The organism is Bacillus sp. FSL R5-0603 (assembly GCF_038050295.1).
Lineage (GTDB): Bacteria > Bacillota > Bacilli > Bacillales > Bacillaceae > Bacillus > Bacillus subtilis.
This window is the reverse complement of record NZ_JBBOYP010000001.1, coordinates 2,247,883-2,260,176: the sequence shown is the minus strand read 5'-3', so window position 1 is coordinate 2,260,176 and position 12,294 is coordinate 2,247,883. Positions and strand designations below refer to the sequence as shown.

At 43.8% G+C, this 12,294-nt stretch carries 13 protein-coding genes; 12 read left to right on the top strand and 1 reads right to left on the bottom strand.

Annotated elements, in window-relative coordinates; all coding sequences use genetic code 11:
* Window positions 1-6: 6 nt before the first annotated feature.
* Window positions 7-357 carry an HTH-type transcriptional regulator AnsR gene (gene ansR, locus NYE56_RS11430; protein WP_004399024.1) on the bottom strand — a complete coding sequence of 117 codons (351 nt, stop codon included), beginning with the start codon at window positions 355-357 and terminating at the stop codon, window positions 7-9.
* A 181-nt stretch (window positions 358-538) separates the two neighbouring features.
* Here ansR and ansA point away from each other — a divergent pair, with 181 nt between their 5' ends.
* From ansA to dacF, 12 genes are all read left to right on the top strand, one after another.
* A complete protein-coding gene (ansA, locus tag NYE56_RS11425) occupies window positions 539-1,528 on the top strand; it encodes an asparaginase (RefSeq protein ID WP_004399032.1) in 990 nt (329 codons plus the stop codon).
* 44 nt (window positions 1,529-1,572) lie between these two features.
* Window positions 1,573-3,000 (top strand): aspartate ammonia-lyase, encoded by a 1,428-nt coding sequence (gene aspA / locus NYE56_RS11420; RefSeq protein ID WP_003230430.1) that lies wholly within the window; start codon window positions 1,573-1,575, stop codon window positions 2,998-3,000.
* Window positions 3,001-3,141: 141 nt separating this feature from the next.
* Window positions 3,142-4,548 (top strand): malate-H+/Na+-lactate antiporter MleN, encoded by a 1,407-nt coding sequence (gene mleN, locus NYE56_RS11415; protein WP_032726072.1) that lies wholly within the window; start codon window positions 3,142-3,144, stop codon window positions 4,546-4,548.
* A 17-nt stretch (window positions 4,549-4,565) separates the two neighbouring features.
* Window positions 4,566-5,885: an NAD-dependent malic enzyme gene (locus tag NYE56_RS11410; RefSeq protein ID WP_268555471.1), complete on the top strand. Its 1,320-nt coding sequence runs from the start codon at window positions 4,566-4,568 to the stop codon at window positions 5,883-5,885.
* A gap of 100 nt (window positions 5,886-5,985) precedes the next feature.
* Window positions 5,986-6,201: a hypothetical protein gene (locus NYE56_RS11405; protein WP_341283864.1), complete on the top strand. Its 216-nt coding sequence runs from the start codon at window positions 5,986-5,988 to the stop codon at window positions 6,199-6,201.
* A 100-nt stretch (window positions 6,202-6,301) separates the two neighbouring features.
* On the top strand, window positions 6,302-6,946 hold the full coding sequence (gene spoIIM, locus NYE56_RS11400; RefSeq protein WP_004398593.1) for a stage II sporulation protein M: 645 nt from the start codon (window positions 6,302-6,304) through the stop codon (window positions 6,944-6,946).
* 112 nt (window positions 6,947-7,058) lie between these two features.
* Window positions 7,059-7,508 carry a ferric iron uptake transcriptional regulator gene (gene fur, locus NYE56_RS11395; RefSeq protein WP_003223972.1) on the top strand — a complete coding sequence of 150 codons (450 nt, stop codon included), beginning with the start codon at window positions 7,059-7,061 and terminating at the stop codon, window positions 7,506-7,508.
* Between the two features lie 123 nt (window positions 7,509-7,631).
* Window positions 7,632-7,859, top strand: a complete 228-nt coding sequence (locus NYE56_RS11390; RefSeq protein WP_014477240.1) for a YqzK family protein — start codon at window positions 7,632-7,634, stop codon at window positions 7,857-7,859.
* A 7-nt stretch (window positions 7,860-7,866) separates the two neighbouring features.
* Window positions 7,867-8,757, top strand: a complete 891-nt coding sequence (gene xerD, locus NYE56_RS11385) for a site-specific tyrosine recombinase XerD (protein WP_004398985.1) — start codon at window positions 7,867-7,869, stop codon at window positions 8,755-8,757.
* A gap of 160 nt (window positions 8,758-8,917) precedes the next feature.
* Window positions 8,918-10,102 carry a phosphopentomutase gene (deoB, locus tag NYE56_RS11380; RefSeq protein ID WP_015251776.1) on the top strand — a complete coding sequence of 395 codons (1,185 nt, stop codon included), beginning with the start codon at window positions 8,918-8,920 and terminating at the stop codon, window positions 10,100-10,102.
* A gap of 12 nt (window positions 10,103-10,114) precedes the next feature.
* Window positions 10,115-10,930 carry a purine nucleoside phosphorylase I, inosine and guanosine-specific gene (locus NYE56_RS11375; protein ID WP_003230447.1) on the top strand — a complete coding sequence of 272 codons (816 nt, stop codon included), beginning with the start codon at window positions 10,115-10,117 and terminating at the stop codon, window positions 10,928-10,930.
* 154 nt (window positions 10,931-11,084) lie between these two features.
* A complete protein-coding gene (gene dacF / locus NYE56_RS11370) occupies window positions 11,085-12,254 on the top strand; it encodes a D-alanyl-D-alanine carboxypeptidase DacF (RefSeq protein ID WP_031315198.1) in 1,170 nt (389 codons plus the stop codon).
* The last annotated feature ends 40 nt before the right edge of the window (window positions 12,255-12,294 follow it).

The window sequence follows — 12,294 nt, the reverse complement described above, 5'->3', positions numbered from 1 at the left end:
TAAAGATTAACTCAGTTCCTCCTGTACTTTTCTTTTTGTGCGTATAAAGGTAATCAGCTGGATGATTTCATCTTCACTCAGCGGCTGGCCATCAACAGAAATGGTAAAGTCAAGGCTGCTCCACGTGGCCAATTCTATGGCCTGAGGAGCAGTCTGCTTTTGTTTCTCGCGGCCTAAAAGTTCATCGCAGGTTGTGTCAAAGAGGTCAGCCAGCATGGCAAGCGCTTCAAGTGAAGGCCGTCGGTAGCCTGACTCGTAGCCGGCATATGTGCTTTTTGCGATACCGAGAAGGTCAGCTGTATATTGAAGCGACCAATTTTTCTTTTTTCTCAATTCAGTTAAACGATCTAGATTCATGAACTTCCGCTCCTTTTTCACCTTGAGCTGATTATATCATATAGGTATTAGGAAGTGTACGCGAATTGAATAATAATGTCTTGCGTATTTTATTTTCCGTGTCTATAATTGCATTAAAAGTATGCGAAAAGCGAATACCTTCTCGCAACCCATCTTTAGATACAGTGAAGAGGTGCATGGTATGAAAAAATTATTGATGTTGACAACTGGGGGAACGATTGCTTCAGTTGAAGGGGAAAATGGGCTGGCTCCCGGAGTCAAGGCTGATGAATTATTAAGTTACGTATCAAAACTTGATAACGATTACACAATGGAAACTCAGTCGCTTATGAATATAGACAGCACCAATATGCAGCCTGAATACTGGGTGGAAATAGCGGAAGCCGTTAAGGAAAATTATGATGCCTATGACGGGTTTGTTATTACTCACGGTACAGATACAATGGCCTATACATCTGCCGCACTATCGTATATGCTGCAGCATGCCAAAAAGCCGATTGTCATCACCGGCTCGCAGATTCCGATCACGTTCCAAAAAACCGATGCCAAAAAAAATATTACTGATGCCATTCGATTTGCCTGTGAAGGCGTGGGCGGCGTTTATGTTGTATTTGACGGCAGAGTCATTCAGGGAACGCGTGCGATCAAATTAAGAACGAAAAGCTACGACGCATTTGAAAGCATCAATTACCCATATATCGCTTTTATCAATGAAGACGGGATCGAATACAACAAACAAGTAACGGAACCTGAGAACGACACCTTCACAGTTGACACTTCACTATGCACAGATGTATGTCTGCTGAAGCTGCATCCAGGCTTAAAGCCCGAAATGTTTGATGCCCTGAAAAGCATGTACAAAGGAATTGTCATTGAGAGTTATGGCAGCGGAGGGGTGCCGTTTGAAGGCAGGGACATTTTGTCAAAAGTGAATGAGCTGATCGAAAGCGGCATTGTCGTCGTCATTACGACTCAATGTCTTGAAGAAGGCGAAGACATGAGCATTTACGAGGTTGGCCGCAGAGTCAACCAAGACTTAATTATCCGATCAAGAAATATGAACACAGAAGCAATTGTGCCAAAATTGATGTGGGCGCTAGGTCAGTCTTCGGATCTTCCTGTCGTCAAGAGAATTATGGAAACGCCGATAGCTGATGACGTTGTCCTGTAAAATGTAAAAACGATAACCAGCAAAGAGAAAGAAGGTTAAAGATTATGTTAAACGGCCAAAAAGAATATCGCGTGGAAAAAGACTTCCTTGGGGAAAAACAAATTGAGGCAGATGTTTATTACGGAATTCAGACGCTCCGTGCTTCTGAAAATTTCCCGATCACAGGATACAAAATCCATGAGGAAATGATTAACGCACTGGCGATTGTGAAAAAAGCTGCGGCTCTTGCCAACATGGACGTGAAACGGCTGTATGAAGGAATTGGCCAAGCTATCGTACAAGCCGCTGACGAGATTCTGGAAGGCAAGTGGCACGATCAGTTTATCGTCGATCCGATTCAGGGCGGTGCCGGAACTTCTATGAACATGAACGCGAATGAGGTTATCGGAAACCGGGCGCTTGAAATCATGGGACATAAAAAGGGAGATTATATCCATTTAAGTCCAAACACACATGTGAACATGTCACAGTCTACGAACGATGTGTTCCCGACTGCTATTCATATTTCCACATTGAAGCTCTTGGAAAAACTGCTGAAAACAATGGAAGATATGCATAGTGTGTTTAAGCAAAAAGCACAGGAGTTTGACTCTGTTATTAAAATGGGCCGGACACACCTTCAAGATGCGGTTCCGATCCGTCTTGGCCAGGAATTCGAAGCTTACAGCCGTGTTCTCGAGCGAGATATCAAACGAATCAAGCAATCGCGCCAGCACCTGTATGAAGTCAACATGGGCGCAACTGCTGTTGGTACAGGGCTGAACGCTGATCCTGAATATATCAAACAGGTAGTAAAGCACCTTGCTGATATTAGCGGGCTTCCTCTTGTCGGCGCTGATCATCTTGTTGATGCGACACAAAATACAGATGCCTATACAGAGGTATCAGCTTCATTAAAAGTCTGCATGATGAACATGTCGAAGATCGCAAACGACCTGCGCTTAATGGCGTCGGGACCGCGCGCCGGACTTGCGGAAATTTCTCTGCCTGCACGTCAGCCGGGTTCATCTATTATGCCGGGGAAAGTCAATCCGGTTATGGCGGAGCTGATCAACCAAATTGCGTTCCAGGTTATTGGAAACGACAATACAATCTGCCTTGCTTCAGAAGCCGGCCAGCTTGAGTTGAACGTCATGGAGCCCGTGCTTGTCTTTAATTTGCTTCAATCCATCAGCATCATGAACAACGGCTTCCGTTCGTTCACTGACAACTGCTTAAAAGGCATTGAAGCCAACGAAAAGCGTATGAAGCAATACGTAGAAAAAAGCGCAGGCGTGATCACAGCTGTCAATCCGCATCTTGGATATGAAGCGGCTGCCAGAATTGCCAGGGAAGCGATTATGACAGGCCAATCAGTCCGTGACCTTTGCCTGCAGCATGATGTGCTGACAGAAGAAGAATTGGATATTATTTTAAATCCATATGAAATGACAAAACCAGGGATTGCAGGAAAAGAACTCTTAGAAAAATAAAATTTGAACAAAATGCAGCTTATTCATCTCCGAATAATCGGATGAATAAGCTGTTTACAACATAGGGATGAGGAAGTATAGTATACGTGTTGCACTATTTATTGAAAGCGTTTTAGCTTTTTACATGAAGGGGGACTTCTTATGAAGGATGTAAGACTGCCAACACTATTCGAAATTATTATTGTACTAGGATCATTTTTAGCACTTGTCATGTCGTTTACAGTCTTTTTAGACTTGCCGATACAGCTCGCGCTCTTCATTTCCTGGTTTATTGCAATGATTCTCGGAATCAGACTCGGTTATTCTTATAAAGATATGCAAAATGCGATTCTGCATGGAATATCAAACGGTCTTGAAGCTGTTCTGATTCTCGTTTCAGTTGGGGCGCTCATTGGAACATGGATTGCCGGAGGCGTTGTGCCGACACTGATTTATTACGGATTAGAATTTATTCACCCTAGTATCTTTTTACTAGCAACATTGATTATTTGTTCAATCATGTCTGTGGCAACAGGAACATCATGGGGAACAGTCGGAACTGCCGGCATCGCCATGATCGCAATTGGAGAAGGATTAGGGATTCCGCTTCCTCTTGTAGCGGGAGCTATCCTTTCAGGCGCATATTTTGGGGACAAGCTTTCTCCTCTGTCTGACAGTACAGTTTTGGCTTCCTCACTATCAAAAGTTGATGTATTGGACCACGTGAGAGCAATGCTTTATTTATCAATACCTGCATATGTGATTACGGCTATTTTATTTACTATTACCGGCTTTATGTACGGCGGGAAAAATATTGATCTTGATAAAGTTGAATTTTTGAAATCATCTTTGCAAAATACGTTTGATATTCATATTTGGATGCTGATTCCGGCTGTTGTCGTCATTGTCTTATTAGCGATGAAAAAGCCGTCGATGCCGGTTATCGTGATCGGTGCTTTGCTTGGCGCAATCTGGGCTGCTGTGTTCCAGGGCATGAATATTGCGGATGCGATTGCCACTGCGTACAACGGATTTTCTATTAAAACCGATGTTGAATTTTTGAACGGCTTGTTAAACCGCGGCGGAATTGTCGGAATGCTCAGTTCCCTTGTCGTGATTATATTTGGTCTTGGTTTTGGAGGCCTGCTTGAGAAACTCGGCGTGCTGAAAGTCATCGTCTCTATGTTTGAAAAGAAATTAACATCTGCCGGCAATGTCACTTTATCTACACTGATCGTAGCGTTTTTAGCAAACATCTTCGGCTGTGCGATGTATGTATCTCTTATTTTGACTCCGAAAATTATGGAAGACAGCTATGATCGCTTACATCTGGACAGAAGAGTGTTATCACGTAACTCAGAGGTCGGGGGAACATTGACTTCGGGGATGGTTCCTTGGTCTGATAATGGGATTTACATGGCTGGTATTTTAGGTGTTTCTACCTTCTCTTATCTGCCGTTTATGTGGCTCAGTTTTGTAGCAATAGGTCTTGCAATTATCTATGGTTATACAGGAAAATTTATATGGTATACGAAAAACAATACAGTTAAAGCCGAAAAACTAGGCTAATAGGGGAGGATCACTGAATGATAGCGAAACACATGATTCGGACACTGATGATCGAAACGCCTTCGGTTCCCGGAAATCTTGGAAGGGTGGCTACGGCCATCGGCCTTCTGGGCGGGGATATTGGTGAAGTGGAGACGGTAAAAGTCGGACCCAATTACACAATGCGGAATATTACCGTTCAAGTGGAGAATGAAGAACAGCTTCAGGAAGTGATCGCGGCTGTACAGGCCCTCGGAGAAGGGATCAGGCTTCACACCGTATCTGATGAAGTCCTGTCCGCACATGAAGGCGGAAAAATCCAAATGAAAAGCAAAATGCCGATCCGTTCACTGGCAGAGCTGGGACGTGTCTACACACCAGGTGTTGCGGACGTGTGCCGACTGATCGAAAAAGAACCTGAAAAAGCTTCTATTTATACAACGATCAGCAATTCTGTTGCAATTGTAACGGATGGAACCGCAATTTTAGGCCTTGGGAATATCGGCTCTGTGGCTGGCATGCCTGTCATGGAAGGAAAGGCTGCTTTATTTGATCAGCTGGCGGGTATTAGCGGCATTCCGATACTGCTTGATACGAGTGATCCTGAAGAAATCATCAAAACAGTAAAACATATTTCTCTGGGCTTTAGCGGCATCCTTCTTGAGGATATCGGTTCGCCGCATTGTTTTGAAATCGAGGATCGCCTAAAAGAGGAGCTGAACATCCCTGTTATGCACGATGACCAGCATGGTACAGCTGTAGTGACGCTGGCAGCTGCCATTTCGGCATGCAGGAGTGCGGGGGTTGACCTGAAGGAAGCGAAAGTGGGGCAAATCGGCCTTGGCGCAGCAGGCGTGGCCATCTGCCGGATGTTCATGGCTTATGGTGTGAATGCTGTGTACGGAACAGACAAATCAGAGTCAGCAATGAACCGTCTCGAACAATACGGCGGACAGGCAGTTTCCAGTATTGAGGAGCTCATGGAAACATGTGATATTGTCATTGCTACAACGGGCGTTCCGGGTTTAATAAAACCGGAATTTGTACGTTCTGGTCAAGTAATTTTGGCTTTATCGAATCCGAAGCCGGAAATTGAGCCGGAGGCCGCACTGCAGGCTGGCGCCGCATATGCAGCTGACGGGCGTTCTGTTAATAATGTACTCGGTTTTCCGGGGATTTTTAGAGGAGCGCTTAACGCAAAAAGCACGGAGATTAATCATGATATGCTTGTCGCAGCAGCAGAGGCCATCGCAGCTTGCACTAAACAAGGTGATGTTGTCCCTCAGCCGCTTGATTCAAAAGTCCATCATGCGGTAGCAGCAGCTGTCGAGCATGCAGCTCTTACAGCAGTGAAATAAATGTAGCTAAACAGCACCTGTCGTAGCAGGTGCTGTTTTTTCTCTTATCATTGTTCAATTTTGTTATCATTCCTTTGAAAATAAAAAAGGGAGTGAGCACATGGCAAAAAGCCAAGCGAAAAAAAAGCGGGAGCATCAACTGAGAAACGGTGGACGTGACGTCTTATTAGCAAGAGGCAGCACACCATCTTTCAGCACGCATGAAAGAATGACAAAAAGCAAAAAAGAGATTTTGAATAAACGGAAGCATAAGAATCCTTATGATCATACGGCGGTTGATAATAAGGATTTTTTTGTGCCCAAAAAAGCTGCCTAGCATTCGTCTCTATCGTTTCTTTTTGAAAAAGGGCATGTTTTTCTGTTTCTTTCATACAATCTATTAAATCAAATCACTAGAGCGGGCGGGAGGAAACGGTATGCGAAAAATCTCTTATAAGGACATGTTTCTCAGGCATGTTAAAGATCATCTCTCTCTTTATATATTTGTGTCAGTGCTGTTTTTCATGGGTGTCATCTTTGGCGCGATTATTGTCAACAGTATGACCATCAGCCAGAAAGAAGATTTATACTACTACTTAAGTCAATTTTTTGGACAGCTTTCGGATGGAAAACAGGCAAGTTCAGCTGATATGTTTGGGCAAAGTATCTTTCATAATGCAAAGTATTTAGGCCTGATGTGGATACTGGGAATTTCCGTCATTGGGATGCCGATTATTTTCATCATGATCTTTCTGAAAGGGATCGTTGTCGGCTTTACTGTCGGGTTCCTTGTCAATCAGATGGGAGTGAGCGGGTTTTTTCTATCATTTGTCTCCGTTTTGCCGCAAAATGTGCTGCTGATTCCGGCTTATCTCATTATGGGCACATGTGCAATAGCGTTTTCTTTAAAGTTAATCAGACAGCTGTTCGTGAAACGAAGCCTCCATGACGCGCCGATTCAATGGTTCGGGCGGTATGCCTTTGTGCTGCTGGTCATTCTGTTTTTAGCGCTGATCTCATCTCTCTTTGAAGCATACTTATCTCCTGTTTTAATGGAAAAGCTTACATCCAGACTTTTTTAAAATCATTATTAAAAGAAAACCGTTTTATTTATCAGTTTATAATAATTATAGTTGGAACTCTGCGCGTATTTTGTTATAATGAGTCATGGAATGCGGCGTAGGAGGGAAAGACATGGAAAACCGTATTGATCGTATTAAGAAACAACTGCACTCATCCAGCTATAAACTTACGCCACAGCGTGAAGCGACAGTAAGAGTGCTGCTTGAAAACGAAGAAGACCATTTAAGCGCAGAAGATGTATACCTCCTCGTAAAAGAGAAATCTCCTGAGATCGGTCTCGCTACAGTATACCGTACGCTTGAATTATTAACTGAATTAAAAGTCGTAGATAAAATTAACTTTGGAGACGGTGTGTCCCGTTACGACCTTCGGAAAGAGGGCGCAGCTCACTTTCATCACCACTTGGTGTGCATGGAGTGCGGAGCCGTTGATGAAATTGAAGAAGATTTGCTTGAAGACGTGGAAGAAATCATTGAACGTGATTGGAAATTTAAGATTAAAGATCATAGATTGACGTTTCACGGCATTTGCCACCGCTGTAACGGAAAAGAAACTGAATAGACGGTGCCGAGCGCGAACCTTTTCTCATGGGGAAAGGGTTTTTTGCTGTTTCTATGTATAAAACCTTTCTGATTTGGCATATGGTTTATATAACTGGAACCATAGGAAAGGATCGATTAGGACATGGGAAGATTCCTGAAAACAGCTGTCGATGCATTGAAAGTTTTCATCCTGTTTACCGGTTTTACCGCTTTGTTCTATTATGCTATGATATGGGTGAATCAAGAGTATGAAAACTATCATCGGTATGATAAACCGGAAGGCTCCGCTGTAAAAGTTGTTGAAATGGATCAGGATGAAAAAGGCGGATGGCTCGACCGGTTGATCTTTTTTTACCAAAATGGGGAGTAGATCAAGATTGAAAGATCAAATAAAGGATTTCATCCACTACGTCATGGTAGAGAGAGGGCTCTCTCAAAATACGATCGTATCCTATGAACGTGACTTGAAAAGCTATTCTCTCTACTTAACAGAAACCCTTCATGTTACGGATTGGAATCACGTTACCCGCATACATATTATCCAATACTTAAAGCATTTGAAGGACTCGGGGAAATCCGGCAAGACATCGGCGCGGCATTTGGCATCCATTCGCTCTTTTCATCAATTTCTGCTCAGGGAAAAAGTAACGGATAAGGACCCTTCCGTTCATATCGAAACACAAAAGACGGAACGGGCGCTTCCGAAGGTGCTCGCACTCAATGAAGTCGAGCGATTATTGGACACGCCTAAGCTGACGAGCCCATTCGGCTATCGGGATAAAGCAATGCTGGAGCTGCTTTATGCGACAGGCATACGAGTCAGTGAAATGATTGAGTTGAAAACGGCAGATGTTCATTTATCTATGGGGTTTATCCGATGCTTCGGCAAAGGAAGAAAAGAACGGATTGTACCAATTGGTGAAGCCGCTGCTTCCGCCATTGAGGAATATATGACAAAAGCCAGGGGAAAACTGTTAAAAAACAATGTATCTGACGCCCTCTTTTTAAATCATCACGGCAAACAGATCAGCCGCCAGGGATTTTGGAAGAACCTGAAAAAAATCGCGTTGGAAGCCGGCATTAAGAAAGAGCTGACTCCGCATACACTCAGGCATTCCTTTGCGACGCATCTGCTTGAGAACGGGGCAGATTTAAGAGCGGTGCAGGAAATGCTCGGTCATGCGGATATATCCACGACGCAAATTTATACGCATGTGACGAAAACAAGGCTGAAGGATGTGTACAAGCAGTTTCATCCGCGAGCATAGCCGCAGGTGGCTGCGGCTTTTTTGTTTAGAGCGACAGAAAATATTGAAGTTTCTCATTATTTCCAAATGCATTGTCAACGGGAATGAAAACGGTTTATACTTGAGTTGTCAGACCTCTTAGCGATACAATAGACGTATAGAAAAAAAGGAGGCTTTCAAGATGCCTGCATACAAATATAATCGTGTGTTTTTAATTGTGATGGACTCAGTCGGAATCGGCGAAGCGCCGGATGCCGCTGACTTTAATGACGAAGGCGCTCATACGCTCGGTCATATTGCCGAGCATATGAATGGATTACATATGCCAAATATGGCAAAGCTCGGCCTTGGTCTTATCGAAGATATCAAAGGTGTAGAAAAAACAGAACATCCGCTTGCCTATTATGGAAAAATGCAAGAAGCGTCAAACGGTAAAGATACGATGACCGGCCATTGGGAAATTATGGGTTTATACATTGATAAACCATTTAAAGTGTTCCCGGAAGGCTTTCCTGATGAATTGCTTCAAGAGCTGGAAAAGAGATCTGGCCGCAAAATTATTGGAAACAAGCCGGCTTCCGGCACAGCGATTTTGGATGAGCTTGGTCAGGAGCACATGGAGACAGGGGCTTTAATTGTTTACACGTCTGCTGACTCTGTTCTGCAAATTGCCGCTCACGAAGAGGTTGTGCCGCTTGAGGAGCTGTATCGCATTTGCGAAACGGCGAGAGAGCTGACGCTTGATCCGAAATATATGGTTGGCCGCATTATTGCACGGCCGTTCGTCGGAGAGCCGGGTCAATTCAAACGAACGCCAAACCGCCATGACTATGCCCTTAAACCGTTTGATCGCACTGTCATGAATGAATTGAAAGACAGCGGCTTAGATGTGATTTCAATCGGTAAAATCTCTGATATTTACGACGGAGAAGGCATTACTTCTTCACGCAGAACGGTTTCTAATATGGACGGAATGGACAAGGTGATCGATACGCTGGGAGAAGACTTTACGGGTCTGAGCTTTGCGAACCTTGTTGATTTTGATGCGTTATTCGGACACCGCCGTGACCCTGAAGGCTACGGACGCGCGCTTGAAGAATTTGATGCGCGGCTTCCGGAAGTGTTTGAAAAAATGAGAGAAGACGATCTGTTAATTATTACAGCCGACCACGGCAATGATCCGATTCATCATGGGACTGACCATACACGCGAGTATGTGCCGATTCTCGCTTACAGCAAAAAACATAAGAAAGCGCAAATGCTGCCGCTTGCTGATACATTTGCTGATATCGGCGCAACGATCGCTGATAATTTCCAAACGAATAAACCGAAATACGGGAAAAGCTTTTTATCTTTATTACAATAGGGGGACTGTTTCTTGAAGGACAGAATTGAACGCGCAGCCGCTTTTATTAAACAAAACCTGCCGGAATCTCCGAAGATCGGCCTTATTTTAGGCTCAGGTCTTGGCATTTTGGCGGACGAAATCGAAAATCCGGTCAAGCTGAAATATGAAGACATACCTGAATTCCCGGTATCTACTGTTGAAGGGCATGCCGGACAGCTTGTGCTTGGCACTCTTGAAGGAGTTTCCGTCATTGCAATGCAGGGCCGCTTTCATTTTTATGAAGGCTATTCAATGGAGAAAGTCACATTCCCTGTACGCGTGATGAAAGCGCTCGGTGTGGAAGCGTTGATCGTGACAAATGCCGCAGGCGGTGTCAACACTGAATTCCGTGCGGGAGACTTAATGATTATTACCGATCATATCAACTTTATGGGAACAAACCCGTTAATCGGGCCAAACGAAGCAGATTTCGGCGCCAGATTTCCAGATATGTCTTCAGCCTATGACAAAGATCTGTCCAGCCTGGCTGAAAAGATTGCGAAAGACCTTAATATCCCAATTCAAAAAGGCGTGTACACTGCTGTGACAGGACCTTCTTACGAAACACCGGCAGAAGTCCGTTTCTTAAGAACGATGGGTTCTGATGCTGTCGGCATGTCTACTGTTCCGGAAGTCATTGTGGCGAATCATGCGGGAATGCGGGTTCTTGGCATTTCCTGCATCTCTAACGCGGCAGCCGGAATTCTGGATCAGCCTTTAAGTCACGATGAAGTTATGGAAGTGACCGAAAAAGTAAAAGCTGGATTCTTAAAGCTTGTTAAAGCGATCGTCGCTCAGTACGAATAAATATGAATCAATGCAGGACCAAAAGACAGCTGTGTCTGATATCACACAGCTGTCTTTTTTTATGCCCAAAATTCGAAACATTTTCCATCAGTGGCGTATAAAACCATCCCGCTTGGAAAAAATAAAAAGGATTATGAAATGGAGGGCTTTTGAGATGAAACGTCTTTTATCCACTTTGTTGATTGGTATAATGCTGCTTACATTTGCACCGTCTGCATTTGCAAAACAAGACGGAAAACGTACATCGGAGCTTGCTCATGAAGCGAAGTCTGCGGTGCTGATAGAACGTGACACGGGAAAAGTGCTTTACAACAAGAACAGCAATGAGAGACTGGCGCCTGCAAGCATGACGAAAATTATGACGATGCTTTTGATTATGGAAGCTTTAGATAAAGGCAAAATCAAAATGAGTGATAAGGTCCGTACAAGCGAGCATGCGGCGTCAATGGGCGGCTCACAGATATTCCTTGAGCCCGGCGAAGAAATGACTGTCAAAGAAATGCTGAAAGGCATCGCAATCGCTTCGGGAAATGACGCTTCCGTCGCCATGGCTGAATTTATTTCCGGCTCTGAAGAAGAATTTGTGAAGAAAATGAACAAAAAAGCAAAAGAGCTGGGATTGAAAAATACATCCTTTAAAAACCCAACAGGATTGACCGAGGAAGGACACTACAGCTCTGCTTATGACATGGCAATCATGGCTAAGGAATTATTGAAATACGAATCAATTACGAAGTTTACCGGCACGTATGAAGATTATCTGCGTGAAAATACAGATAAAAAGTTTTGGCTTGTGAATACAAATCGCCTTATCAAATTTTATCCTGGTGTAGACGGCGTAAAAACAGGCTATACAGGCGAAGCGAAATATTGTCTGACTGCTTCGGCTAAAAAAGGAAACATGCGGGCCATAGCGGTTGTATTCGGAGCGAGCACGCCTAAAGAAAGAAACGCGCAAGTGACAAAAATGCTTGACTTCGCCTTTAGCCAGTATGAAACGCATCCTTTATATAAACGAAATGAAACAGTAGCAAAAGTAAAGGTCAAAAAAGGGAAACAAAAATTTATCGAACTCACTACATCTGAGCCGATTTCAATATTGACGAAAAAAGGCGAGGATATGAACGATGTGAAAAAAGAAATCAAGATGAAGGACAATATTAGTGCTCCGATTCAAAAAGGCCAAGAGCTTGGCACTCTTGTTCTGAAAAAGGATGGAGAAGTACTCGCTGAAAGTCCTGTTGCTGCAAAAGAAGATATGAAGAAAGCCGGGTTTATCACATTCTTGAAGCGGACGATGGGAGACTGGACAAAATTTAAGTAATTATGCCGAATGACCACTAGTTTTGTCACGGTGAAGGAAT